This is a genomic window from Streptomyces sp. PKU-EA00015 (assembly GCF_013387495.1).
GTDB lineage: Bacteria > Actinomycetota > Actinomycetes > Streptomycetales > Streptomycetaceae > Streptomyces.
The window spans coordinates 22633-46169 of sequence record NZ_JABZEE010000017.1; the positions used below are offsets into that span (position 1 = coordinate 22633).

Annotated in this window: 27 protein-coding genes and 1 tRNA gene; 7 read left to right on the top strand and 21 right to left on the bottom strand. The window is 71.2% G+C overall.

What is annotated here, in order from left to right; genetic code table 11:
• Nucleotides 1-105: 105 nt before the first annotated feature.
• Genes HW130_RS14570 through HW130_RS14580 form a run of 3 tightly spaced genes read left to right on the top strand, consistent with a single transcriptional unit; the run spans nt 106 to nt 4588 of the window.
• Nucleotides 106-1272: an HpcH/HpaI aldolase/citrate lyase family protein gene (locus HW130_RS14570; protein WP_177149983.1), complete on the top strand. Its 1167-nt coding sequence runs from the start codon at nt 106-108 to the stop codon at nt 1270-1272.
• Nucleotides 1269-3776 (top strand): phosphoribosyltransferase, encoded by a 2508-nt coding sequence (locus tag HW130_RS14575; RefSeq protein ID WP_177149984.1) that lies wholly within the window; start codon nt 1269-1271, stop codon nt 3774-3776. The genes HW130_RS14570 and HW130_RS14575 overlap by 4 nt, the downstream gene beginning before the upstream one ends.
• Entirely contained in the window at nt 3773-4588 is an 816-nt protein-coding gene (locus tag HW130_RS14580) for an HAD family hydrolase (RefSeq protein WP_177149985.1), read from the top strand. The genes HW130_RS14575 and HW130_RS14580 overlap by 4 nt, the downstream gene beginning before the upstream one ends.
• A 183-nt stretch (nt 4589-4771) precedes the next feature.
• On the opposite strand, the gene HW130_RS14585 is transcribed toward HW130_RS14580, so the two are convergent.
• From HW130_RS14585 to HW130_RS14600, 4 genes are all read right to left on the bottom strand, one after another.
• Nucleotides 4772-4996, bottom strand: coding sequence for a zinc ribbon domain-containing protein (locus HW130_RS14585; protein ID WP_177149986.1), 225 nt, complete (start codon nt 4994-4996; stop codon nt 4772-4774).
• 9 nt (nt 4997-5005) lie between these two features.
• The gene (locus HW130_RS14590; protein WP_177149987.1) at nt 5006-5608 is read right to left on the bottom strand and encodes a DUF4383 domain-containing protein; all 603 of its coding nucleotides are present in this window, start codon (nt 5606-5608) and stop codon (nt 5006-5008) included.
• A 205-nt stretch (nt 5609-5813) separates the two neighbouring features.
• Nucleotides 5814-7196, bottom strand: a complete 1383-nt coding sequence (locus tag HW130_RS14595; RefSeq protein ID WP_177149988.1) for a hypothetical protein — start codon at nt 7194-7196, stop codon at nt 5814-5816.
• 75 nt (nt 7197-7271) lie between these two features.
• Nucleotides 7272-8048: a DUF4097 family beta strand repeat-containing protein gene (locus tag HW130_RS14600; RefSeq protein ID WP_177149989.1), complete on the bottom strand. Its 777-nt coding sequence runs from the start codon at nt 8046-8048 to the stop codon at nt 7272-7274.
• A 163-nt stretch (nt 8049-8211) separates the two neighbouring features.
• Between HW130_RS14600 and HW130_RS14605 the strand changes: the two genes are divergently transcribed.
• Nucleotides 8212-8286: transfer RNA gene (locus tag HW130_RS14605), tRNA-Val, on the top strand.
• A gap of 63 nt (nt 8287-8349) precedes the next feature.
• Here the strand turns inward: HW130_RS14605 and HW130_RS14610 are convergent.
• The 15 genes from HW130_RS14610 to HW130_RS14680 form a co-directional block, all read right to left on the bottom strand.
• Nucleotides 8350-9495 (bottom strand): site-specific integrase, encoded by a 1146-nt coding sequence (locus HW130_RS14610; protein ID WP_177149990.1) that lies wholly within the window; start codon nt 9493-9495, stop codon nt 8350-8352.
• Entirely contained in the window at nt 9495-9692 is a 198-nt protein-coding gene (locus tag HW130_RS14615) for a helix-turn-helix domain-containing protein (protein ID WP_177149991.1), read from the bottom strand. Before HW130_RS14615 ends, HW130_RS14610 begins: the two co-directional genes overlap by 1 nt.
• A 170-nt stretch (nt 9693-9862) precedes the next feature.
• A complete protein-coding gene (locus HW130_RS14620) occupies nt 9863-11119 on the bottom strand; it encodes a DUF3631 domain-containing protein (RefSeq protein ID WP_177149992.1) in 1257 nt (418 codons plus the stop codon).
• Nucleotides 11116-11475, bottom strand: a complete 360-nt coding sequence (locus tag HW130_RS14625) for a hypothetical protein (RefSeq protein WP_177149961.1) — start codon at nt 11473-11475, stop codon at nt 11116-11118. Before HW130_RS14625 ends, HW130_RS14620 begins: the two co-directional genes overlap by 4 nt.
• Nucleotides 11472-12371, bottom strand: a complete 900-nt coding sequence (locus HW130_RS14630; RefSeq protein ID WP_177149993.1) for a bifunctional DNA primase/polymerase — start codon at nt 12369-12371, stop codon at nt 11472-11474. Before HW130_RS14630 ends, HW130_RS14625 begins: the two co-directional genes overlap by 4 nt.
• Nucleotides 12372-12462: 91 nt before the next feature.
• A complete protein-coding gene (locus tag HW130_RS14635) occupies nt 12463-12612 on the bottom strand; it encodes a hypothetical protein (protein WP_177149994.1) in 150 nt (49 codons plus the stop codon).
• Nucleotides 12613-12644: 32 nt separating this feature from the next.
• Entirely contained in the window at nt 12645-12833 is a 189-nt protein-coding gene (locus HW130_RS14640; RefSeq protein ID WP_177149995.1) for a hypothetical protein, read from the bottom strand.
• A 12-nt stretch (nt 12834-12845) separates the two neighbouring features.
• On the bottom strand, nt 12846-13316 hold the full coding sequence (locus tag HW130_RS14645; RefSeq protein WP_177149996.1) for a hypothetical protein: 471 nt from the start codon (nt 13314-13316) through the stop codon (nt 12846-12848).
• A gap of 211 nt (nt 13317-13527) precedes the next feature.
• Entirely contained in the window at nt 13528-15627 is a 2100-nt protein-coding gene (locus tag HW130_RS14650) for a hypothetical protein (protein ID WP_177149997.1), read from the bottom strand.
• A gap of 1 nt (nt 15628) precedes the next feature.
• A complete protein-coding gene (locus HW130_RS14655) occupies nt 15629-17203 on the bottom strand; it encodes a hypothetical protein (RefSeq protein ID WP_177149998.1) in 1575 nt (524 codons plus the stop codon).
• An 82-nt stretch (nt 17204-17285) separates the two neighbouring features.
• Nucleotides 17286-17624, bottom strand: a complete 339-nt coding sequence (locus HW130_RS14660; RefSeq protein WP_177149999.1) for an RRQRL motif-containing zinc-binding protein — start codon at nt 17622-17624, stop codon at nt 17286-17288.
• Complete coding sequence (locus tag HW130_RS14665; RefSeq protein WP_177150000.1) at nt 17624-17863, bottom strand: hypothetical protein; 240 nt, start codon at nt 17861-17863, stop codon at nt 17624-17626. Before HW130_RS14665 ends, HW130_RS14660 begins: the two co-directional genes overlap by 1 nt.
• Nucleotides 17860-18870, bottom strand: a complete 1011-nt coding sequence (locus tag HW130_RS14670) for a DUF2637 domain-containing protein (protein WP_177150001.1) — start codon at nt 18868-18870, stop codon at nt 17860-17862. Before HW130_RS14670 ends, HW130_RS14665 begins: the two co-directional genes overlap by 4 nt.
• Complete coding sequence (locus HW130_RS14675; RefSeq protein ID WP_177150002.1) at nt 18867-19202, bottom strand: hypothetical protein; 336 nt, start codon at nt 19200-19202, stop codon at nt 18867-18869. The genes HW130_RS14670 and HW130_RS14675 overlap by 4 nt, the downstream gene beginning before the upstream one ends.
• Nucleotides 19199-19465, bottom strand: a complete 267-nt coding sequence (locus HW130_RS14680) for a DUF6284 family protein (protein ID WP_177150003.1) — start codon at nt 19463-19465, stop codon at nt 19199-19201. Before HW130_RS14680 ends, HW130_RS14675 begins: the two co-directional genes overlap by 4 nt.
• 968 nt (nt 19466-20433) lie before the next feature.
• Between HW130_RS14680 and HW130_RS14685 the strand changes: the two genes are divergently transcribed.
• Nucleotides 20434-21192, top strand: coding sequence for a helix-turn-helix domain-containing protein (locus tag HW130_RS14685; protein ID WP_177150004.1), 759 nt, complete (start codon nt 20434-20436; stop codon nt 21190-21192).
• A gap of 2 nt (nt 21193-21194) precedes the next feature.
• Nucleotides 21195-21668, top strand: a complete 474-nt coding sequence (locus tag HW130_RS14690; protein ID WP_177150005.1) for an NUDIX hydrolase — start codon at nt 21195-21197, stop codon at nt 21666-21668.
• Here the strand turns inward: HW130_RS14690 and HW130_RS14695 are convergent.
• Together HW130_RS14695 and HW130_RS14700 are read right to left on the bottom strand one after the other, a co-directional pair.
• A complete protein-coding gene (locus HW130_RS14695; protein WP_177150006.1) occupies nt 21656-22228 on the bottom strand; it encodes an HD domain-containing protein in 573 nt (190 codons plus the stop codon). The two genes, HW130_RS14690 and HW130_RS14695, sit on opposite strands and share 13 nt — an antisense overlap.
• A gap of 1 nt (nt 22229) precedes the next feature.
• On the bottom strand, nt 22230-22691 hold the full coding sequence (locus HW130_RS14700) for a GntR family transcriptional regulator (protein ID WP_177150007.1): 462 nt from the start codon (nt 22689-22691) through the stop codon (nt 22230-22232).
• 524 nt (nt 22692-23215) lie between these two features.
• Here HW130_RS14700 and HW130_RS35375 point away from each other — a divergent pair.
• On the top strand, nt 23216-23537 hold a 322-nt coding region (locus HW130_RS35375; protein ID WP_218183527.1), incomplete at its 3' end, for a hypothetical protein.

Here is a 23537-nt window from a genome sequence, read left to right on the forward strand (position 1 = left end):
GAGTTACCTGCATTTCATGCACATGGGGAACTCTCGACACCCGCGCTTACGTACTATTACCGGCCACATGTTGTCAGGGCCGTCGAGGCAGTACGGGGGATGTAGATGCGTCATTTCGGGCAGGTCCCGCCCGCGGTCCAGGCGAGACTCTTCCACCAGCAGCCGTGCGAATTCGACGCCGGCTCTCCGGCCAGGATGCTCGCCGCCGGCCTCGGCGCCACGCTCTACAGCCCGGCCACCCGCCCGCGGCTCGCCGACGACGTGGTCAAGCAGGCCGGCCGGGGCGTCGTGTCCATGGTGCTGTGCCTGGAGGACTCCATCGACGACGCGGACGTGGAGGCGGCCGAGGCCAACCTGGTCCGCCAGTTCACCGACCTCGACGCACGCGGCGGCGAGGTGCCCCTGCTGTTCATCAGGGTCCGCTTCCCGGAGCAGATCACCGACCTCGTGAAGCGTCTGGGACCCGCGGGACGGCTGCTGACCGGATTCGTACTTCCCAAGTTCACCGAGGAGCGCGGCGTCCCCTTCCTGGAGGCGCTCGCCACCGCCGAGGCCGCCTGCGGGCGCCGGCTGTTCGCGATGCCCGTCCTGGAGTCGCCCGAGCTGCTCTACCTGGAGAGCAGGACCGACACGCTCGTCGGCATCTCCCGCACCGTCGACAAGTACCGCGACCGCGTCCTCGCCCTGCGCCTCGGCGTCACCGACTTCTGCTCCGCGTACGGACTGCGCCGCTCGCCCGACATGACGGCGTACGACGTACGGATCGTCACCTCCGTCATCGCCGACGTGGTCAACGTGCTCGGCCGCTCCGACGGCACCGGGTTCACCATCACCGGCCCGGTGTGGGAGTACTTCCCCACCCAGGAGCGCATGTTCAAGCCCCAGCTGCGCCGCAGCCCCTTCCTCGAAGGGCGGGCCGAGGAGCTGCGCACCGCGCTCATCGAGCACGACATGGACGGCCTGCTGCGCGAGATCGAGCTCGACCGGGCCAACGGCCTGCTCGGCAAGACCTGCATCCACCCCTCCCATGTGCTGCCCGTCCACGCCCTGTCCGTGGTCAGCCACGAGGAGTACAGCGACGCCTGCGACCTCCTGCGCCCCGAGCGCGGAGGGGGCGGCGTGCTGCGCTCCGCGTACACGAACAAGATGAACGAGGTGAAGCCGCACCGCGCCTGGGCGGAGCGGACGCTCCAGCGCGCCGAGGTCTTCGGCGTCGCCAAGGAGGACATCGGCTTCGTGGACCTGCTGCGGGCGGGAGTCGCGGACTCATGACGAAGGAGGAGGACGGCGTGGTGTGGTCGGGCAGCTGGGTCGCGGACCGGCTCGGAGTCGGACTCGACGGGGACGAACGGCTGCCCGAACTGCTGGGCCTCGCCCTGCGCCGCAACCCCAAGCGGGCACACCTGCTGGTGTCCAACGTGCTGGGCAAGCACGTGCCGCAGAACCCGCGCGTGGTCTGGCAGTGCGGATACGACCTCGGCCGCCGCGTGCGCGAGCTGCTCGGCGACGCCGCGTCCCGCCGCGCGGTCGTCCTCGGCTACGCGGAGACCGCGACCGGCCTCGGCCACTCCGTCGCGGACGGTGTGGCCCTCGCGCCCTATCTGCACTCCACCCGGCGCCCCGTCGACGGCGTCGCCCGCGCCGGCGGGTTCGAGGAGTCCCACTCGCACGCCACCACGCACCTGCTGCTGCCGGAGGACCCGCGGCTGCTGGCGGGCGACGGCCCGCTGATCCTCGTCGACGACGAGTTCTCCACGGGCAACACCGTTCTCAACACCATCCGCGACCTCCACGAGCGCTTCCCGCGCAAGCGGTACGTGATCGTCGCGCTCGTCGACATGCGCGCCGAGGCGGACCGGCGGCGCTTCACCGCCTTCGCGCAGGAGATCGGCGCGCGCGTCGACCTCGTGTCCCTCGCCTCCGGCACCGTCCGCCTGCCGGAGGGCGTCCTGGAGAAGGGCCGGGCGCTCGTCGCGGAGCACGAGCCCACGGCCCCCGCCACGAGCCCGGCCCCGGCGCCCGCCGGCCGCCTCACCCGCATCGACCTGGACTGGCCCGCCGGCGTCCCCGACGGCGGACGCCACGGCTTCACCCCCGAGCACCGGCGCGCCCTGGAGGCCGAACTGCCCGCCATGGCGCTGCGGATCGCCGACGCGCTCGGCGAGGCCTGCGGCACCGGCCGCCGCGTGCTCGTCCTCGGCTTCGAGGAGCTGATGTACGCGCCGCTGCGGATCGGCGTCGCCCTGGACCAGCACGCCGACGCCGACGTGTCCTACTCCACCACCACCCGCTCGCCCGTCCTCGCCGTCGACGACCCCGGCTACGCGATACGGACCCGGCTCGTCTTCCCGGCCCACGACGACCCCGCCGACGGCCCCGGCGAGCGCTACGCCTACAACGTGGCGGGCGGCGGCTTCGACGCCGTCGTCGCGGTGGTCGACTCCACCGCCGACACCGCCGAGCTGCACGGCCCCGACGGGCTACTCGCCCGCCTCGCGGCCCACACACCGCACGTGCTGCTCGCGGTGGTCCCCTCGTACGTCCCCCCGGCACCCCCGGCACCCGAAAGGGCCTCCATGCTGCCCGAGCCGCTCCGCGGACCCGCCTTCTCGTCCTACGCGCCCGAGGAGGTCGGCTGGCTGCTCCAGGACCTGTCGGACGTCGAACTGGAGGCGCCCACGGAGGAGCGCGAGGAGGCCATCCAGAGCGGCGGCGCGCACTACGCCGAGTCCCTGCCCGTCGAGTACCAGCCGAGCGAGGAGTACCAGGCGCTGTTCAAGGCCGCGCTCGAGACCTCCGCGGCCCGGATCGCGCGGGCCGTCGGCACCGTCACCGAGACCGTCCTCGCGGAGCTCCCCCAGCGCCTTCGGCCCGGGAGTCACCCCCACGAGCGGACGGGGAGGCACCCTCACGAGCGCCGCCCCGTCCTCGTGTCCCTCGCCCGCGCCGGTACGCCCGTCGGCGTCCTGATGCGCCGCTGGGCGAAGCACCGGCATGGCCTCGACCTCCCGCACTACGCCGTCTCCATCGTGCGCGGCCGGGGCATCGACGCCAACGCGCTGCGCTGGCTCGCCGCCCACCACGACCCGGCCGACGTCGTGTTCGTCGACGGCTGGACCGGCAAGGGCGCCATCACCCGCGAACTGGCCGAGGCACTGCGCGAGTTCGACGGCTTCGACCCCGACATCGCCGTCCTCGCCGACCCGGGCGGCTGCGTGCGCACCTACGGCACCCGCGAGGACTTCCTCATCCCCTCCGCCTGCCTCAACTCCACCGTCTCCGGCCTCATATCCCGCACCGTGCTCCGTGCGGACCTGGTGGGACCCGACGACTTCCACGGCGCGAAGTTCTACCGCGAACTGGCCTCCGCCGACGTCTCCGGCCATTTCCTCGACACCGTCGCCGCCCGCTTCGACGAGGTGATGGACGCCGTCGACGCCGACGTCAAGGAACTGCTGGCCGCCGACCGCGCCCCCACCTGGGAGGGCTGGGCGGCCGTCGAGCGGATCAGCGAGGAGTACGGCATCCACGACGTGAACCTCGTCAAGCCCGGCGTCGGCGAGACCACGCGCGTCCTGCTGCGCCGCGTCCCCTGGAAGATCCTCGCCCAGCGCGGCGCGGGCGCCGACCTGGATCACGTACGACTGCTCGCCGAGCACAGAGGCGTACCGGTCGAGGAGGTCGACGACCTCCCCTACACCTGCGTAGGGCTGATCCACCCCAAGTACACGCGGGGCGCCACCGGCGCCGACGGCAGGGCGGTGACCGGCCAGTGAGCGTCCTCGTCGCCAGCGACCTCGACCGTACGCTGATCTACTCCAACGCGGCCCTCGCGCTGACCATGCCCGACGCGGAGGCGCCACGGCTGCTGTGCGTCGAGGTGCACGAGCGCAAGCCCCTGTCGTACATGACCGAGACGGCGGCCGGTCTCCTCGCCCGCCTCACCGAGGACACGGTCTTCGTCCCCACGACCACCCGCACCCGCAAGCAGTACCAGCGCATCAGCCTGCCCGGTGCCACGCCGCGGTACGCGATCTGCGCCAACGGCGGGCACCTGCTCGTCGACGGCGTCAGCGACCGCGACTGGCGCGACGCCGTCGACATGCGGCTCGCCGACGAGTGCGCGCCGCTGGCCGAGATCCGCGCCCACCTGTCCGCCGCGTCCGACCCCACATGGCTGAGGAAGGAACGGGTCGCGGAGGACCTGTTCGCCTACCTCGTCATCGAGCGCGCGCTGCTGCCGGAGGGCTGGCTCAAGGACCTGAGCGGCTGGGCGGAGGAACGGGGCTGGTCCGTGTCGCTCCAGGGCCGCAAGATCTACGCGGTCCCCAAGCCGCTCACCAAGAGCGCGGCGGTCCGCGAGGTGGCACGCCGCACCGGCGCCCGCCTCACCCTGGCCGCGGGCGACTCCCTGCTCGACGCGGACCTCCTCCTGTGCGCCGACCGCGCCTGGCGCCCGGCCCACGGCGAACTGGCGGAAGCCGGCTGGACGGCCCCCCACGTGGAGGCGCTCCCCGAGGCGGGAGTGGCGGCCGGCGAGGAGATCCTGCGCCGCTTCGGGGGACACGCCCGGCTGACGGCCGGGTAGGCGTCAAGCCTGAGGGACGGACGCCGACGCCCGGTGCCGGACGCCGGGTGCTGGACGCCGGGTGCCGGACGCCGGGTGCCGGCGGTGCTGCGTCGCTGGGCCCCGGGCCGCGGCTTTGACCACGCGGCCGGGAGGGCCCGTTGGCGGCAGCCGGGGCGAGCGGTGTCGTGGATCGTCTCGGCGTCAGCCGCAGCAGCCGCCGCCGCAGCACCCACCGCCGCCGCCCGCGCCACCGGCGCCGGGCGGCGGTCCTGCTGACCTCGTGCCGCCCACGGCGACCGCGGACAGCAGCTTGACCGTGTCGTCGTGCCCGGCCGGGCAGCTGGCGGGAGCGGACGACTCGGCCATCGGCCGGCTCACCTCGAACGTGTCGTCGCAGGACCGGCAGCGGAATTCATAACGCGGCATGCGCTCAGGTTACCGGGGCCCGCGGAGCGGCGGCTGCGGCCGCTGCTCAGCGAGTTCACGGCGGCGCCTGGCCCGCTGTTCGCGTTCGGCCTCCTCCGGGTGGCGGGCCTTCCAGTACGGGTTGTCGTGCGGCAGGGTCGCGCTGACCCTTCCGTACATCCCGAAGAACATGAGCATCACGCCCACCACGAAGCTGAACATCACGTTCTGGATGCGGAAGGCGAGCGGGTTGAAGCTGCGGTCGAGGAGGGCGAGGTTGACGAACCCGCTGGCGATGAAGAGCACGCCGAGGACCATGTTCACGGTCGAGGCGAAGTTGCCGCCGACGACCATGCCGACGAAGAGCAGCAGCCCGACCGCGACGGACAGCACGCTCAGCGCGCCGTTGGTGTTCAGACCGGCGACGGTGTCCCCGCGGGTGTCGAAGAAGCCGATCCGGTCGATCAGCCCCAGGATGCCGAAGGCCACCAGCAGGAGACCCATGAGCCCGGCGCCGATGCGGTAGAAGCGGCTCAGCCGGTGGTCGACGGGCAGATGCTCGTCGAGCTTGATGCGGTTGCGGCGGTGGGCCCGGTCTCCGGCTCTCGGGTGCAGTACGTGTCCTGCGGCCATCACCGGCCTCCTTCGTCCGTACGCGTGCCCCGGCTTTCAGGATCCGCCCGGGTCGCGGGCGCTACAAGCCCGGGCCCCGGGCGGGCGCGTACGCGGCCGGGCACCTTCCGTCGCCGGCCGTGGGCGAGCGGCGCTAGGGTCGGACGCGGGTTGGTGCCGGGCCCCTTACGCTGCCGCCGCCGGCCGTGGGCGAGCGGTGCTCGGGTCAGAGGCGGCCGGTGCCGCCGCCGCGCTCCTCGCGGATCCGCTCGACGACATGCGCGACCGTGCGCCGCACCGCCTCCGTCTCCTGCAGAAAGTGCCAGTAGTCGGGGTGGCGGCCCTCCAGCCCGGAGACCGCCTGCTCCAGGCGGGCTACCGAGTCGTCCAGGGGCCGGGCGTGGCGCGGGTCCGGGGTGTTCCGACCGGTCATGGCCAGCCGCTGGGCGTCACGGATCGCGAACCGGGTCCGCTCGATCTCCTGCTGCGGATCCTTGGCGACGGCGTTGAGCCGCCGAAGACGGCCGCCGGCCGCGGAGACGGCCTCGTCCGTGGCGTTGAGCAGGGCGCGAACCGTGCTGAGCAGGGCGGTGGCGTCGGGCCAGCGCTGCTCCTCGCGCGCCTTGCCGGCCTCCTTCAGCTTCTCCTCCGCCCGGCGGAGGCCGACGGCGGCCTGCTCGGTTACGGGCTGGAGGTCCTGCCAGCACTCCGCCGAGAAACGGCGCCGCAGCTCGCTGAGGACGGGCTTGACGGAATCGGCGCGGGTGCTCAGGGCCTGGGCACGCGTGCGCAGGGACACCAGGCGCCGGTCGATCTCGGCCGCGCGCTCGGGCAGCCGCTCGGCCTCGGCCCGTACCGCCTCGGCATCGCGCAGCACGCGGTCGGCGCGCTGGAGCGTTTCGGTGACGCCGTGCCGGCCGGCGCCCTCGTTGAGCTTGGTCAGCTCGGGGCCGAGGGCGGCGAGCCGGCCGGCGAGGTCGTCCGCTCTCAATCCGGAGCCGCGCACCGAATCGAGAGCATTGCTCGCGGAGAGGAGCGCCTGTCGCGCACGCTCCACGGCGGGCGCGAGCCGGGCGAGCTGCGTCTCCGCCTTGTCGAGCAGCGGCCCGAGCCCCTGCGCGAACCGGTCGAGCTCGCCCTTGACCCGTACGAGCTCGTCCTTGGCCCGGTGAAGCTCCGTACGCGCCCGGGCGGCGACCGACGCCTCCAGATCGTCCCGGTCGAGGTCATGCGCGTCGACGGCGGTGATGTAGGTGTGGCTCACCTCGTCGATACGGCGCCCCAGCGAGGCGAAGTCGTCCACCGCGCGGCGAGCACCCGGCGAACTGTCCACGGCGCTGATCGTCTCGATCGAGATCCGCAGGTCGCGCTGGGCGCTGTCCAGTTCGTAGAACGCAGCCGCCGCCGCGTCCTTCGCGGCCTGGGCGTCGGCCCGCTGGCTCTCGCCGCGCCCGCCGAACCAGCGCCGCGTGCCGCCCGCGGCGAAGGCCGCCGGCAGCGCGGCGGCGAGGAGCGGCAGCGGCAGCAGCACCAGCGCGAGGGCGTCCCGCACGTCCCGGACGGCGTTCGCTCGCGCCTTGCGGTGCGGCCGCGCGTGTCTCGCCGTCACATGCCTCTCCCGTGCCGTGTCCGCCGTGCCCGTTCCGGTCAATACTCCCACCAGAAGGACGAACACACGGGCCCGTTAGTTCATGCTGCGCACCACGACTTTCCCGTTGTCGCTGCGTGCCGTGACGATGTGCCTGCTGTCGTCGTCGGTCGGCACGGCGATGTCCACGTCGCCGTTGCGGCTCTCGGCCCTGACGGCGTACGGAGCGCCGGAAGCGGGCAGCTCGATGTCGATGCGTCCGTTGTCGCTCACGGTCTCGACCCGCTCGGGCACGGCGCCGAGCCCGAGCCGTACGGACCCGTTGTCGGACGTGGCGGTGACGGTCCTGGAGGTGACACGCTCCGTGACGATGGAGCCGTTGTCGCTGCCGAGCGTGAGCGGCCCGCTGGAGTCGCGTACGGTCACGCTGCCGTTGTCGGAGGTGATCTTCAGCGGGGTGGTGAACCCGTCGGCGGTGACGCTCCCGTTGTCGTCGACGACGGTGACGGCGACGTCACGGGGCACCTTGACGCTGTGCCGTGCTTCGCAGTCACTGGCGACTGCCTCGCAGGTCACCTCCAGCGTCAGCGTCCCGTCCCGCATGCCCCACGAGGCCGAGGGCCCGCTGCCGAACATCACCCACCCGTCGACCTGCCGGGTGACCCGCACGTCGTCGATGTCGGCGGGCACGATCTCGAGTGCGGAGTCGTCGGCGTCGATGGTCAGCGCCTTGCCCCCGAAGGCGAACGCCTTCCGCTCCACGGGCGCCTCCTTCGCATCGGCGCTCCCGCACCCACTGACCCCGAGGATGCCGACGAGAACGGCCACGCCGGCGAGCGCGACGCGGGCAGGGCGATGACGGATGACGGACATGGCGATCGTTCCCCCAGGTGGCACGGCTGATGCGCCCACGCTACGAGCCCTCCGCCCAGGTCTCGATGCGGCGGCCCACCGCGTCGATGGTGGGGCTGGCCCCCGGTCGCCCATGGGTTTGGAGGTGGGGGGTGTGCGCAAGGTAGGCTGTGGCCTCATCCACGGGTGCGTAGCTCAGGGGTAGAGCGCTGCTCTTACAAAGCAGATGTCGGCGGTTCGAAACCGTCCGCGCCCACCAGCCGAAACGCCCCCGCAGCGAGCCGCTGCGGGGGCGTTGACGGCAGGATTTGACGGCAGTCCCTCAGCCTGACCGGCGGCGACGTCGCAAGAGCCGGTCCATGTGACCCATCGCCTCGCGCCGGTTGTCGTCCGACACGTGGGTGTAGATGTTCATCGTGACGGCGATCTGTGAGTGCCCCAGGATCTCCATCACCACTCGCGCCGGCACCCCAGCGGCGAACAGCAGCGTGGCGCATCCGTGCCGGGCGTCGTGCAGCCGGATGCGGGGGAGCCCTGTGTCATCTGAGATGCGCTCGAACGATCGGCTGAGGTTCCTCGGCTCCACCGGGCGTCCGGTGCGAGTCGTGAACACGTAGTCGCTGTCGTGCCAGCTCTGCCCGGCGGCGAGGCGTTGTGAGGCCTGGCGCAGCCGCTGCCACCGCAGCGGAGCCACGCACATCAGCGGGATGGGGATGACTCGTGTACGGCGGTTCTTGGTGCTGTCCTCGTACAGCTCCTTCTGCACGCGCTGGAGCTGATTCCGCACGGTGAGCGTCCGGCGTTCGAGGTCGATATCCGACCAGCGCAGCCCAAGGATCTCTCCCCGCCGCAGCCCGAGCGCGACTGCAAGGACGAACGCTGTGTACAGCGGATCCTTCCTCGCGGCCTCCAGGAAGGTCGTCGTCTGCTCCAGGTCCCACGGCTTGAGCTCCCGCGGCTGTACCCGCGGCGCGGGGACCAGCTTGACCACGTTCCTACTGATCAATTCCTCTCGGCAGGCGGCCGTCAACGCGCTGCGCAGGACCCGGTGGGACTCCTTGGCCGTGGCCGCCGACGTCTGTGTGGTTACAGCCGTGAGCATGCGACGTACGTCCGCTGCTCCAAGGGTCTCCAGGCGCTTGGAGCCGATGTGCGGGATGAGGTAACGCCGGACGTGCGTCTCGTACTTGGCGTACGTCGTCTTCTTGCGGTCGTTCCTGACGAACTCCTCCAGCCAGTACGGCAGCCACTCGGAGAGCTTGGCCGAGCGCGTCGGTGTGGGCACACCTTGCCGGTCCCGCAGGACCAGCTCCTGCCGCTTGGCGTCGCACTCGTCCCAGGTGGCTCCGTAGACCGTCTTACGCCTGCGGGTTCCGTCAGGCTGGGGGACGTACACCCGGGCCTCGTACCGCCCGTCCTTGCGCTGCCAGATGCTGCCGGCGCCGTTCGGGTTCCTCTTGCGTGCCATCAGGCAGCTTCCTCCAACTGGTGCTCGATGAAAGTGCGGAGTGCGTCGGCAGGAATGCGCCGGGACCGGCCGATCTTGATGCTCTTGAGTTGGCGTGAGCGGATGAGGTCGTAGACCTTGAAGCGGCTCAGGTGCAGGGCGTCCATGACTTCCGGGACCGTGAGCGCTCGGTGAGTGGCGGGCAGGACAGAACTCACTGCTGCCTCCGGGGCGGTGGCGCGGGGCGTGGGCTTCCTTCTGGGGAATCCGCAACATCCGCCACGCCGCAACATTGCTGGTCAGCGGCTCGAATCTGTGGCGGATGGCGGTCATGTTGCGGATAGGTGCCGCCGCGCGGGGCGCGGCGGCACCTATCGGGCGCGGCTGGTCAGCCGACGATGCGCAGCTGGCGTGTGTCGGTTTCCGCGAGCATGTGGCGGCTCTCGGAAGGGTCTTCCGCCACAGATTCACTCCCGTTGACCTGCGGTGTTGCGGATGTTGCGGATGTTGCGGACTTTTCGGGGGGAGGGGGGCAGTAGCGGGCCCAGGCGTCGCTCAGGTCTTCCGCGTAGTAGCCCTTCGGGGTGCCGCTGCCGACGCGGATTCCGCGTGGTCGGATCGGAGTGTTGTCGGGTCGGACGTACTGGCTCAGGAGCTTGGACAGGCCGCGGGCAGTCAGCGCCTTGCCGTCGTCGGTCAGGTCCGCCCACGGGGAGTCGTCCAGTCCGAGAAGGACTTCGAGGATGGCGGCGGTGGGCATGCGGTCTGCGCCGCAGAACACTCGGTCGCGCAGGTCGGTCAGGAGCCGTACCCCGAGGGAGGCTTCGTTGCCTTCCTGGGCGGACTTGATGAGTGCGACGCAGGCGGCGCGGGCGCGCTCGGGCCAGTGGCCGCCGGCCGCGTCGGCGACCGCGAGCAGCGGCTCCCACACGTCCGCCGGCCGGTCGGTGACACCCTCGGGCATCTCCGGCCACGCCTCGGCGATCTCGTCGTGGATGGTGGCCGTCCAGTCAGCGAGCCGGTCGCGCAGGGCGTGGCCCTGCTTCTCGTGGACGCGGCGGCGGTACGGTTCGGCCTTCTCGTTCGGGGCCTTCTTGCGCATCCGGATGATGACCGACCGGGTCAGGATCGTGTCCGGCAGCGAGCCGAGCCCGGCCATGGCGACCGCGCAGAACGAGGAGAACCATTCCGCGTTCTGGTTGGAGCCGTCCCCGACACAGCGCAGGGACTTGCCGCCGCGCCGGTAGCCGGAGTTGAGGAACCCGCGGACCTCTTCGTTGCCGCCGGCCTTGGGGCCGAAGACGGTGTCGATCTCGTCGAAGAGCAGCGTGGGAGGCCCTCCGTCCGCCTCCACGAGCCGGAACAGCGCGTTCGCGGAGGCGTTGACGGTGGTCGCCGCGCGCGGGGTGAGCGTCTCCACGATCTCCAGCGCGCGAGACTTCCCGGAGCCCGGCTCGGGGCTGAGGAAGGCGAGGCGTGCGGTGCCGTCGAACGCGTCGATCAGGTGAGCATGCGCGTCCCACAGCGTCACGGCGACGTAGGCGTGTTCGGTCGGGAAGACGTTGAAGCGCCGGTGGAACGCTTCCACCTCGTCGAGCAGCGCTGCTCCGTCGATGGACGGCGCGGGCGGGGTGTTGCTGGTCATGCGGCGGTCCTCCCTTCCTGGAAGCTCCGGAGCGGGCAGAGGTATCGGTGGGCGGCGTGGTCGGCGATCAGCTCGTGCACCTTGCGGTGGCCGACCGCGCTGCGGTCCCGGCCGCACGCGCACTTCGAGGTGGCGGTGGGGATCGCTCCGCGTCCGGGTGCAGTGATGTGCAGCCACGCGACGGGGTACCGGGCGTCTCCCGCGTGCTGGTCAGGGCGAACAGCAGAATGGACGCCCTGACGGGCGACGACCTTCGGCGCACCACCGCCGGGCGCGGCGGCGGCCGGTTCGGCGGCTGTCGGGCCGGAGGGGTGACCGGTGAGGCTTTTCAGGGGGGCGTCGGGCTGCGCGGTCATGCCGTCTCCCGCGGTCGGGCGGTGCGGATGGACCAGTTCAGGGCGCTGCGGATGGTGGCGCGGCACTCGGACGGTTCGAGGCCGGCCGCCTCGCCAGCCCCCTGAAAAGCCTCCTCGACCACGTGCCGGGGCAGGTCGCCCCATGCGATGAAGCGGCCCACGGCGCGGGCGCTGGTCAGGAGCTGGGTGTTCCGGCCGCCTTCTGGTGAGGTCGCGACGGCGGCGGTCTCGCGCTCGAGTACTGCGTCTGCGAGCCGGTTGCCGCAGCGCGGAGCGGCGAGCCGTACCGGCTGCGTGGCCCGTGCCGGGGTGAGGGCGTCCAGCAGCCATCCCGGCAGTGGTGCGACAGGCGCGTCGGTGGCGACCTCGTAGATGCCCTGCGGAGTGGTGCTGCCGGGGGCGACGACGTAGCCGCCCCAGGCGCGGGTGTCGATGTTCGGCCCGAGCGCATTCTGCGTGTTCCGCAGCCGGATGCCGTCCGGCGCGAGGAAGTACAGGTGCAGCCCGCCGCGCGCGGTCCGGACCGTGCGGGTGGTGGGGACGGGCTGCCCGGCGCGCTCGCAGAGCGCCTCAAAGGTCGTCACGCCGCAAGGCGTGTCCGAACTGCTCTTGTCCTTGGGCATGTCGAGGTCGACGACGAGCAGCCCGGCCGGGCCGGTCGCGATGCCGACGTTGAACGCGGCCACGGCCCAGCAGCATTCGATGCGGGCGCGGTCGGTGGTGGCCCGCTGCTCCCACTTCACGTGCCCGCTCGCGCAGTGGCCGCGGCCGGTGCACGCGTTCTCACCGTGCAGCGCGGGGCGCTTGCCGTGCGGCCGCAGGGGATGGACGGGCCAGCCCCGTGCGGCGGCGTCCAGCGCTGCGGGCAGCAGCGCGGATCGGGGGTCATGGGTCATGCTGGATGTCTCCAGTTCTGTGATGAGTGCTGGTAGGCGAGGGCGGCCCCGAACTTTGGCGAGGGATGGGGCCGCCCTCTGCGGTGGGTGGTCAGTCGGTGCAGTCGCAGTCGTCGGGCTGCTGCTGGCAGTAGGGGCAGTGGGGGCAGTCGCATCCGCAGGCGTGCAGGGTGCCGGTGCAGTAGCAGATGCAGTGCCCTTCGCCGCAGGCGAAGTCGTCGTCATCGGTGTCGTTGACCATGTGGTGTTCTCCTCTGTGGATCGGCGAGTGGTTCACGGGTGGGGGATGGCGTTGATGACGGCTGCGGCGAGCTGGTTGATGAGTTCGGCGGCGCCGGTGGAGGCGAGGAAGAACCCGAACCCGGCCGCTATGAAGGCGGAGCCGCAGCCGAGGGTCCTGGAGCGGAGCAGGGCGAACAGCCAGAGTCCGAAGAGGACGACGAGCGAGACGGTCACGGCCATGCCGAAGCTCCCTCAGTGGTGGTTGATGGTGCCGGTGGCTTTGCCGAAGAGGCCGGTGGCGGTGATGTTCTGCGTGATGCGCGCCGGTGCCGCCCGGCCGGTGCTGCGTCGGCCGATGCCGAGCAGCAGGGGCAGGGCGATGGCTCCGGCGGCGATGAGGGCGACGGCGGCCCACAGGGCTTGGCTCATGGCGATCAGTCCCGGTGCGGCGTAGGAGAGGCCGATGCCGGCGGCGGCGACGCCGCCCCCGATCGTCGGTGTGAGGAGTGCGGTGGTCTTGGCCCACGTCGGAATCGGCGCGGCGACCGGTATCGGCTGCGGCGCGGGTACGGCGGGCGGCTGGGTGTAGGCGAGGGTGCGGATGCCGCCGGGCAGGGTGACGAGCTGGACCCCGGGCGGGATCTCGTGCGGCAGCATCGCCCCGTGCGTCGGAGACGGCTGGAGCGGGATGGTGGTGATCTCGTACGCGGTTTCGGAGTGCACAACGGGGTCCCTTCAACGACGGCGGGCAGCACCCCTGGGGCGGGGTGCTGCCCGGTGCCTTGCTTGTCGTGGCGCTTGTCGTCTGTCTTGTCGTGCGGCTTGTCGCTTGTCTTGTCTTGTCGCTTGTCGCCTTGCAGGTCACAAGCCGTTTCCGGCCCTCACAGAGCCGTCCAGGGGCCTTCTCACGGGCGGCACGACAAGCGACAAGCGCTCACGCCTGGGGGGCGTGGCGGTGGTGGACGTAGCGCGCTTTGGTGCCGGTGCCGACGCGGACGGCGGTGCCGTCCTCGGTCCATGTCTTGAGCCATCCGACGACGGTCTGCCGGGTAGTGCCGTGCTCGTCCGCGAGCGCGCGGGCGATCGCGGATGCCCCGGTCCCGTCCGGCCCGGCGGCGAGGAGCAGCGCGAGCGCCGCGTTCCGCGCGGCGTTGTCCTCCTCGCCGCGTAGGGCGGACAGGTTGAGCCCTGCTGTCGTGGGCAGCTGCTCGGTGCCCGCGTCCGGTTCGGTGGCGCCGGGTTCGGGGGCGGTGGCGAACTGGGCGTCGATCTGCTCGCGGAACTTCCGCGCGAGCGCGTCCTCGTCCAGCGGCCCGGCCGGCCGCTGCTCGCTGCGTAGGGCGGACAGGTTCAACCCCTGCGCCGCCGTGCCGGTCTCGGCGCTCCGCCCTTGGGGGGCGTCGTCGCGCATCCATGCGGTGCGGGCGCTGTCCCAGCGCCGTGCGTAGTCCGGTCCGGCTGCCTTGGCCGACGTGGCATCGAGCGTGGGGTGCCGGTCGGAGGTGGCGGCGACGATGTCGCGGATCTGGTTGGGCAGGATCCGCCACGATTTGAACAGCGCGGCCGGGGACTCTGGGGTGCCCATGAACCCGGCGCCCTTGTACGGGGCCTGGTCGATGCGCAGGCCGCGGGAGCCGGGGAACTGCTTGCCCAGGTCCATGCCCTCGGTCTCGCCGCCGGTCAGCGCTACGCGGACCTTGGCCTCGCGGCGGATCATCAGGTTTCCGAGCACGGCCCCGGTGGCTCCGAGGGCGGTCAGGACGGTGCGGATGCCCATGGCACGGGCGATCCGGATCACTTCCAGGATCTTCGCGGCCAGGGCCTTGGACGGGCGGTCGGTTGCGGCAAGGATCTCCGCGCCCTCATCGATCACGATCTCGATCTGGGGAATCTGCGCGCTGATCGGCAGCAGGTCCGTGTTCGCCTTGGACAGCAGGTCCTGGTAGGCCATCTTGCGGTGCTTCGCGATCCGCACCGCCGCATCGAGCATCAGCGCGGCTTCCTCGTGCGTGGAGGCGAGCCAGTCCACACCCGGCCGCATCCCGTCCGTGGTCTGCCCGCTGCTGTCGAGCGCGGGGCGGATCCAGGGCAGGCCGGCGGATCCGGCGTTGAGGTCGATCACCCAGGTCAACACGTCGGTGGCGCGGGCGAACCCGGCGAGGATCGTGTGGACCATGTTCGTCTTGCCGGAACCCGTGGGCCCGACCACGAGGGCGCACTGCTCGCGCAGGTAGGCGCGGATCTCGTCCGCGTTCGTCCGCAGCCCCCACGGGATCCCGGTGTGCAGGGACAGGGGGCCGTAGTCGGTGGGGTAGGTGACCTCGGCGGCCAGGACGTTGACCGTGGTCACGTCGATGAGGACGCGGCCCTGGTCGATGCCCTGGGAGGCGGTGGCGGTGCAGCCGTGCGGGAGTCGCGCGTCGGCGGAGAGTTGCGCGGCGTGCTGTGCGATCTTGTCGTAGGTGGTGCCGCCGGGCGGGAGTTCGGCGTCGATGGTGAACCCGGTGCCGGCGGGCCACTGCTCGACCGCGAGCACGCGTACGGTGATGCCGCACACGCGATGGATCCGGTCGATCCATTCCGCGGCGATCGCCCGCCGCTCCGCGGACAGCTCTCGGGCGACCTGCCGCTCATGGACGGCGATGGCCTCCAGCTCGATCGCCTCTTCGCGCAGGAGGGTGGCGCGGGCGGCGGCCCCCAGCCCGACGCCGAAGGTGGCGAGCGACCCGAGTGCGGCCCATGACAGCGGGCCGGTGGTCATGGCCCAGGTGGTCCACCCGGCACCGACGAGCCATGAGGCGGCGCGCATGCCGATGGTGCGGGCGGAGAGGCGGTCGCGCAGGCTGGTGACGGTGTGGCCGATCGCGCCGGCCGCGCCGATGGCGAGTGCCCAGCCGGGGGGCATGCCGGTGGCGGCTCCGGTGGTGGCGACGGCGAGGCATCCGGTGGTGGCGGACATGGCGCCGGTCACGGGTCCGTGACCGGCCGCCCAGTCCCACACCGGCCCCGACTTGGCCTGTGTGGTGGCACTCATGTCAGACGTTCCATCCCTTCTCGGCCTCGGGCCCGTTGCGGGGGTCCTCGTGGCGGGCGATGTCCTGCTCGTGGGCCTGCCGGAACAGCGGGCCCATGTCCTCCGCGACCGCGACAGCGCTCATGACGGCGCCGAAGATGTCGTTGAAGCCGTCCGCGACTTCCTTCTCCAGCGGGAACTCGGAGTCGGCGCGCTCGGCGAGGATCCGCATCACGTTCGCCACCGAGGTCAGCGCCGCGGGGAGCCCTTCGACCATGGCGAGGATCTCCATGGCGCTTTCGGGGTCGTACTGCTGAGCGGCGGATTCCATCTCCGCCGCGTAGTCCTCGAACCGGAAACCGGACACGATCTCTCCCTCACTCGTCGTGCTGCTTTTGGGTGCGGCGGGCACGACACCGGCCGGGCGCTCGACCTGGTCCCCGATCTGCTCGGTGCCGTCGCTGTTCTCGGCCGCCGCATCGGCGGCGGCCTCGTCGTCCTGCAGGGCGGCGCGAATGGCCTCGTCGCGGGCCGTGCGCTGCTCGTCGGCGGTGCGCATCAGCCGGGCGTAGAGGCGGCGGCCGGGATGGATGAGCCACGGCAGCCCGAGCTTGCAGCCGATCGGGGACGTGATCAGCCCGACCAGCCCGAGCGCACCGGCGAGCAGCGCGGCCAGAAGGCGGCGGCGCTGGAACCGGGCCGCCGACCGCAGCAGCGCCTTGCGCGCCTTCTTGCGGGCCGGTGCCTTACGCGCCTGATCGCGCTCGGCGGCGACCTGCCCGGCCGCCCGCGCGTCGCGCGCCTTCCGGGCCCGCTCTATCGCCGCCCCGCGTGCCTTCCCGACGCGGCCGGCCGCCTTGCCCACGGCCCGGCCGATCGGGCCCTTACCAGCCAGGCTCCCGGACCGACGGTCGGCCTTGGCCTGACGTCGCGCGTCGGCGAGCGAACGGCGGGCGCCGGTCGTCTCGTTGCGGCGGGCGGCCCGCGATGGCGAGGACTGGCGTGCAGCTTCCCGCAGTGCCTTGATCTGGTCCACCGTGCCGCGTGCCTTGCCCGACGAGGCGGACGGCGACCCGGCGGATCCCTTACGGCCGGTACGGTTCAGTCCCTGCGTCCGCCCGGCGGATGCGGCGGCGGAACCGGTGGCGCTGCGGGGCGACTTGCCCCGGCCGCGACCAGCGGCCTTCGTGGTGCCGGCGTTCCCGTGACGGGACTGCCCAGGCACCCGCCCGCCGCTGGGGCGGGAGCTGCTGCCGGGCGCAGTTGCCTCGGCCTTCGTGCTCGTCCGGGCAGCGTTCCGGGTCTTTGCCTGGCCACGCTGGTCACGGCGGTTGCGGGCGGCGGCTGCCGTGCCGAGGACGACCGCGCCGGTGGCGGCCACGGCGAGAGCGGCCGGGCCGCCGACCAGCGCGGCAGCGGCCAGCAGGGACGTGGTGGCGTTCGTGCCGGTCACCGCGAGCGGGACGACCGGCCAACCGCCCGGCGTGTGCTCCACCTCGGCAGCCGAGGTGTTCGTCTGGTCCGGCGTCGCGCGGGGTGGTGTGGGCTCTGGGGCGGCCTCGGTGGCCGCTTCCGGAGTGATGGTGGTGTCCGTCATGCTAAGTGCACTCCTTCACGGGAGATCAGCAAGCCCCGGACGCTGCCGGCCAAAGCAACGCGTTCGGGGCTTGCGCATGTGGTCAGGCAGCGCGCTGTTCCTCGTGGTGGATGCAGGTGCCGCACATGCCGTGCGAGCGCGGGATGCGATAGCCCACATCCCGGCGGCAGTTGGGGCAGATGAGCTGTGCGGCGTTCGCCTTCGCCAAAGCGGCCCGTTTCGCTGGCGTCATGGGCCGGACTGGCTTGGCCTGGTCGATCCGGTACAGGTAGGCGACCAGCGGGCCCCGGCGGCGGCGAGGGTGCTGCAACTCGGCGGCGACGTCCTGCCCGCCGGGCCGCAGCCCGAGGGCGCGCAGCTGGCGGTAGGTGGCGTAGCCGTCCGGGGCGAGCCGCCACCGGTAGACCGGCAGCGCGGCCATCACCCGAGCCGGTGGTAGGCGGCCCGGCAGGCGGCGGCGTGCTTGTTGGCCTTGGCGCGGGTCATGAACAGGCTGTCCAGCAGGGGGAACTCGGACTGCTCGCCGCAGCCGTGGCAGTCCCAGCGCGATGCCTGGCCGTGCTGGCGGCCGGTGACGTCGACGGCGGCGCCGAACTGGTTGTGCAGGCGGATCAGCAGGTCACCTGGCTCGACCGGGGCGGTGTTCGGGGAGAGCTTCACGAGGCGGCTCCTTCCAGAGCACGCGGGCCGGTCGGGGTGGTGTCGCGCAGTTCCTGGTAGCGGGTGGAGACCCAGCCGATGGACCAGCCGCACAGCTCCGCGGCCGTGCGCACCGGCAGCCCGGTGGCGTAGGCGGCGTGGACGATCTGCCGGGCGCGGCCCTCGGGCAGCTTCTCCGTGGCGGGCCCGGCGGCGAGCAGTGCGGCGCGTTCACGCTCGGCCCGCTCCTGCCGCTCCCGCTGTTCACGGCGGACGGCATCCTCGCGCTCCCGACGCTCGGTCTCGCGGCGCTGAGCGGCCTCCCGTTCACGGCGTTCACGCTCGCGCTCAAGCTGTTCACGCTGCCGTTCAGCGTGTTCACGGGCCTCCCGCTCGGCCCGCTCCCGCGCCTCCCGCTCCGCGCGTTCCTCACGCCGTGTCCGCTCCTCGCGTTCAGCGTGTTCACGGGCGAGCGCTGCTTCGTGCTCGCGCTGTTCCCGCGCCAGCAGCGCGGCGTGCTCGCGCTCCTCGCGGGCCCGCTTCTCGGCCGCCTCACGTCGCTCGGCAGCGGCCCGCTCGCGGGCTTCCCGCTCCGCGCGCTGCTCGGCCTCCAGCCGCGCCACGGCAGCGGTGATGGCCCGCCGGTAGGCGAGCCCGGTCTCTGCTGTGACGATCAGCAGCAGCGGCGCGACCGCGTGCACGGCCACGCCGACCAGGTCTTTCCTCAGCGCGGAGTCGGCGATGTTGAGGGCGAGGGTCATGCAGCCGGTCATCCAGCGCAGCACGGCCGGCCACCGGCCGCCGTGCCCGCCCAGGCGGGCCAGTACCGAGTCGAGGCGGACCACGATGACGACCGCGGCGTCCACGACGATCGGCAGAATCGGGGCCGTCCAGTCCCACTTCTTGGGCGTGTGCGCCGCCATGAGCGGGGTCACCGTGAGCACCGAGTAGAGCATCGCCCCGGCCACGATCAGCCACGTGCCGACCGATAGAGCCTTCTCCGCTGAACGGATCTGAACACTGTTCACGGGCCGACCTCCGCCCGTGAACGCACCACCGGAGAGGCGGGAATCTTGGTGTAGCCGACCAGCCGCAGCCGGGCGCCGGCGTAGTCGGTCTCCGTCTTCAGGACGCGCGTGTGAACGCCCTGCTCGTGGTAGCTCACAGACTCGGGCGCGATCCCCAGGGCCTCCCGCCAGGCCTCGAACCCGGCGAAGTCGCCGTGGAAAGACAGCTCCAGCCGCTCCGGGTAGACCGTGGACACCGACACTCCCGGCGCCGGGAGATGCGGGTACTCCGCACTGAACATCCGCAGGACGACCAGCGGAGCGTTCAGGGCCGCGAGGGTGGAGGCGCTCATGCGGCACCACCCGTCAGCGCCGTCGCGGCGCGATTCGTGAGGTCCCGGCGGGCCGCGAGGACCCGCTTACGGGCCCGGCGGACCCGCCGCTCGTCCAGCACCGTGGCCGCCCGGTCGAGCAGACCGATCTGGACGTCGAGCAGGTCGACCTCCGCCACGATGAGCGGCATCTCCCGCTCGATCGCGTCCAGCTCCGCAGCCGTCGGCTCACGGTCGAACTCAGCGGCGGTAACAGCCGCCTGAAGTGCAGCGATGTGCTTCATGAGTCGTGTTCTCCCTAGCAGGTGGACGGCTCGACAGCGCCCCCGGAGCTGCAACTCCGGGGGCGCACGCCGTTGTCGGGAATCAGGGACTTCGGATCAGTTCAGCGGCCGCCGGCCGCCGCATGCGGATGCGGACGCGGGGGCCGCACCGGAAGCGGCGGACGCTCGTCCCGCTCGTGCTCGCCGCTCACCGGCGGCCCTGCACACGGGCGTTGTCCGCACTGCGCTTGTTCGCCTCAGCGGCCTTCCGGGCCAGCTCGGCCCGCTCCGCCTCTGTCAGACTGGTGAACACAGGGACCTCCACACAGGTGCCTGTAAGGCGCCGCCCGGAGCTCCAACTCCGGGCGGCGCGGTCATGTAGAGCCAGCGGATTCCAGCTCCCCACGCCCCGCCCGTACGGCAAAGAGCCGGCCGGGCGGGGGAGGCAACCGGCCGCCGTCGGCAGACGGCGGATCAGCTGGGGTGGTGCGTCAGACCTCCGATTCGCGTGGTGCCGCTGGCTCCGGGGAGGTCTGGTTCCCGGGGCGTTTTGCGGCGTCAATGTCGGCCACGCGGTTCTTTAGAGCCGATGGCGTGTCCCCCTGCGCGGGGTGTGGGGCCCGGTTGTGACGCGGGTCCGGTCTCGGTCGGCTGGTCTCCACTCGCCTCGGCCGACGTCTTCACGACCGTGGTACTGCGGCGGATCACGCTGTCGAGTTGTTGAGCAGGCTCCCGAGCAGCCCAAAGAAGGCCCCTCGGGTGTGGTTGAGAACCGCAATCGACCTGCGAGCCGATGCAGTACCTCTATTACAGGTACTGCATCGAGTTCCGTCAAGCTTGACGGCGAACTCGCCGATCTTCGCGCCGGGACTTCTTGGCGCACCATCAGAATCCATGCAGGTGAGGGGCGTTGTTCACCTCGCCCGTGGACACCTGAGGGTCATCTCGCTACGGTCAGGAAGTCCCTAGACGTCCCACCGGGGGTTGAGATGTCCAACGAGCGCTTACGGTCCGCCCTCTTGGCCCAGGGCATGACCGTGCAGGACCTGGCCGAAGCGATCGAGGTCAACCCGAAGACGGTTGAGCGCTGGATCACGCAGGGGAAGGTCCCGTACCGGCGGCACCAGTACGCGACCGCCTCCGTGCTCAAAGTCGAGGTGACGACCCTGTGGGAGGACTCCCGCACGGTGGAAAGCGCGTCTGACCTGAGCAAGGCGGAGATCGTGACGGTCTACCCGCATCGGCACATGGTGCCCACCGGCCTGTGGCGGGAGATCTACGGGCGGGCCCAGTCGCACATCGACGTGCTCGTCTACTCCGGTCTGTGGCTCTCGGAGGATCCGCTCTTTCACGACCTACTCAAGGCCAAGGTGCAGGGGAACGCCCAGGTGCGCATCCTGCTCGGGGACCCCCACTGTGCCGCAGTGCGGCAGCGCGGCATAGACGAGGGACACCAGATCATGGACGGCAAGATTCGCAACGCACTGATGAACTACCGCCCGTTGTTCAAGAGCCACCCGGACATCGGCTTCCGGCTCCACGACGCGACGCTCTACAACTCACTGTTCCGGGCCGACGACGAGATGCTCGTGAACACCCACGTCTACGGCATCGGCGCGTACATGGCGCCCGTCCTGCACCTGCGGCGCCTGCCGGGCGGCGGCCTCTTCGACACGTACGCGAATAGCATCGAACAGACTTGGGGACGCGCGCGCCAGGTGACGGATCACGACCTCACGGGAGCTTGAGCATGGGACGCATTGACTACCTTCACGACCCCGACGCCCCGCCGGCCAACTCAGTCGTGCCGTCCGTCGTGGCGTTCGTGCAGAACGACGCAGGCGAGGTGCTGGTCATCCAGCGGTCCGATAACGGCCGTTGGGCGCTCCCGGGCGGAGGCCACGACGTCGGAGAGTCCATCAGCGACACGGTCGTGCGCGAGGTCTGGGAAGAGACCGGCATCAAGGCCGAAGTCGTCGACATGTCCGGGATCTACACCGACCCGGGTCACGTGATGCTCTACGACGACGGCGAGGCGCGCCAGCAGTTCAGCATCTGCTTCCGCGCCCGGCCCATCGGCGGGGACGTGCGCACGAGCAGCGAGACGACGCAGGTCCGCTGGGTTGCTCCAGCGGACCTGGCAGGACTCGACATCCACCCCACGATGCGGCTCCGTATCGAGCACGCCATGGACCGGACGCGGACGGCTCCCTACATCGGCTGACGCTTCACTACAGCGACCCGTTCGAGCACGCGGGCGGTACAGGCCAGGATCTCCGGTTCGGCGCGCCGGATGAACATGCCGATGAGGCTGTCGGGCCCGTACCGCCCCGCGATCTCGTTCACGCGGTCGACGGGATTCGTCGGAGTCCCGTCCGGCGTCGTATTCATGTCGCAGAAGCAGAGCGCGTCGGAGAGCTCCGTGCGCTCGCGGGGGAACTCGGATTCAAGCTCCTCACGCAGTCCGCGGGCCTCAGCCTCCATCCAGGCACAGGAGTGGTGGGCCACGAGACGGATCACGCGAACGTCGGCATTGGCTACGTCCCGCAGGTACCGGGCGCCGTCGAGGGGATGGAAGCCGGTCTTGGCGAGGTCGGGTGAGTAGCCGATGTCGTGAAGCACCGCCGCGGCCTCCAGCAGCTCGGCATCTTCGCCCAGGATTGGGGCGATGATTCGAGCCCGCTCGGCGACCCCGAGCGAGTGCGCCCACCGCCGGGGTAGCGGCTCGGCGAGCAACGACTCCGCGAGAGGGTAGGCCCAGTCGGTCAGTCCCGTGCTGCTCACGCTACGAAGGCTCCTCTCGGCCAGGCAGGGCCAGTACGGTTCGCTGCTTTCCTTGCTGGCTCGCCGACAGCAGGCCGGCTGCCTCCAGCCTGTCGAGCGCTTTGGCCACCGTCGGCCGTGAGACGCCGAAGCGCTCGGCCAGAGCGCTCGTGCTGGGAAACTGCGCCCCCACCGTGAGCTCGTCGGTGCGGATCACGTCTGCGATCTGCTCGGTCAGTGGCCGGCGGTCCCGTTCCCGGCCCGGCCGGACGACGCGCCACCGCCCCCCAGGCACCCGCTCGGCACGCCCCTCCTTCTCCAGGACGCCAAAGACACGCAGCGCGACCCCGCGTGAGACCCCGTGGTCCCGCATGAGCTCCGCCGCTGACGGCAGCTGGACCATTTCGGGGTTGGCGTCGATCTCCGACTTCACCGCATCGGCGATCCTCAGGAAGGTTCCCCGAGGGCTGGCCTCCTGCGTCACCTGGTCTCCCTTCTCGTGCTCATGTTCACGGACAAGCGTCCCACGGCATCGTTTCGGCTCCCGGGGCCGAAGGGGTCGGGCATTCGTAAACTCGCACTTTCCCTACATGATCAAGGTGCCGCGCAAGCGCGGCGCGCGCCGCTGCCACCGGCTCGGGGCAACCCCTGTCTTCGCCCGGCTGCCCCCGGCCGGGCGGCGGCGCACCGAGCTCAAACGCCAAAGCGTCAGGGAAAGGCCGGCAGGGGCTGGGGCGGTCGGCCCCACGGCTCCAGCCACCTCGCCTGCTCGGGTCCCGCGTCGAGTAAGACCAGTGGCCACTCGGACACAATTCGGGCAGGGGACAAGCCTGCCCGAATTGCTGCCAAGCGTGCGGCCGCCTGATCACGCTCGACCCCAAACCGGGCAGAACACCGGCCAAAGTCGGTACACCGCCCGGGCGTTCCCGGTACGTTCTCGGCATGTCCGACCGGCCGTACCGATGGCGCCGGGGAGACAGGGCTGAGCCGCCAGTTGAAGGAGAGGAAATGGCAGAAACTATTCTTCACGGTTTTGGGCTTATGGGATACAGGAGCTTCGGCGATGAAATGCAGTTTAGTGGGCGCCTGGGCCCCGTAACTCTTTTGGCGGGTCAGAATAATTCTGGAAAGTCCAACTTTCTGCGGTTGCTTACAAAGGTCGCTTCGGGGAGGGTTGAACTCACGGATCTTGACAAGCATCGCGGGCGTGAGGCCAGCTGTCGTTATGCGCTCGCCTTCGACTGGGATACCCAAATCCTTCCCATCCTAGAAGCGAAGAGCTGGCATGGTGAGGTTAATCAAACGGTAGAGAGGCTACTGAAGCATCCCA

Excerpts from the sequence above, each read along its gene's own strand:
- HW130_RS14570 (WP_177149983.1), top strand. The coding sequence starts at position 106 with ATGCGTCATTTCGGGCAGGTCCCGCCCGCGGTCCAGGCGAGACTCTTC.
- HW130_RS14575 (WP_177149984.1), top strand. The coding sequence starts at position 1,269 with ATGACGAAGGAGGAGGACGGCGTGGTGTGGTCGGGCAGCTGGGTCGCG.
- HW130_RS14585 (WP_177149986.1), bottom strand. The coding sequence starts at position 4,996 with ATGCCGCGTTATGAATTCCGCTGCCGGTCCTGCGACGACACGTTCGAG.
- HW130_RS14590 (WP_177149987.1), bottom strand. The coding sequence starts at position 5,608 with ATGGCCGCAGGACACGTACTGCACCCGAGAGCCGGAGACCGGGCCCAC.
- HW130_RS14600 (WP_177149989.1), bottom strand. The coding sequence starts at position 8,048 with ATGTCCGTCATCCGTCATCGCCCTGCCCGCGTCGCGCTCGCCGGCGTG.
- HW130_RS14610 (WP_177149990.1), bottom strand. The coding sequence starts at position 9,495 with ATGGCACGCAAGAGGAACCCGAACGGCGCCGGCAGCATCTGGCAGCGC.
- HW130_RS14620 (WP_177149992.1), bottom strand. The coding sequence starts at position 11,119 with ATGACCAGCAACACCCCGCCCGCGCCGTCCATCGACGGAGCAGCGCTG.
- HW130_RS14625 (WP_177149961.1), bottom strand. The coding sequence starts at position 11,475 with ATGACCGCGCAGCCCGACGCCCCCCTGAAAAGCCTCACCGGTCACCCC.
- HW130_RS14630 (WP_177149993.1), bottom strand. The coding sequence starts at position 12,371 with ATGACCCATGACCCCCGATCCGCGCTGCTGCCCGCAGCGCTGGACGCC.
- HW130_RS14635 (WP_177149994.1), bottom strand. The coding sequence starts at position 12,612 with ATGGTCAACGACACCGATGACGACGACTTCGCCTGCGGCGAAGGGCAC.
- HW130_RS14640 (WP_177149995.1), bottom strand. The coding sequence starts at position 12,833 with ATGGCCGTGACCGTCTCGCTCGTCGTCCTCTTCGGACTCTGGCTGTTC.
- HW130_RS14650 (WP_177149997.1), bottom strand. The coding sequence starts at position 15,627 with ATGAGTGCCACCACACAGGCCAAGTCGGGGCCGGTGTGGGACTGGGCG.
- HW130_RS14655 (WP_177149998.1), bottom strand. The coding sequence starts at position 17,203 with ATGACGGACACCACCATCACTCCGGAAGCGGCCACCGAGGCCGCCCCA.
- HW130_RS14660 (WP_177149999.1), bottom strand. The coding sequence starts at position 17,624 with ATGGCCGCGCTGCCGGTCTACCGGTGGCGGCTCGCCCCGGACGGCTAC.
- HW130_RS14675 (WP_177150002.1), bottom strand. The coding sequence starts at position 19,202 with ATGAGCGCCTCCACCCTCGCGGCCCTGAACGCTCCGCTGGTCGTCCTG.
- HW130_RS14680 (WP_177150003.1), bottom strand. The coding sequence starts at position 19,465 with ATGAAGCACATCGCTGCACTTCAGGCGGCTGTTACCGCCGCTGAGTTC.
- HW130_RS14685 (WP_177150004.1), top strand. The coding sequence starts at position 20,434 with ATGTCCAACGAGCGCTTACGGTCCGCCCTCTTGGCCCAGGGCATGACC.
- HW130_RS14690 (WP_177150005.1), top strand. The coding sequence starts at position 21,195 with ATGGGACGCATTGACTACCTTCACGACCCCGACGCCCCGCCGGCCAAC.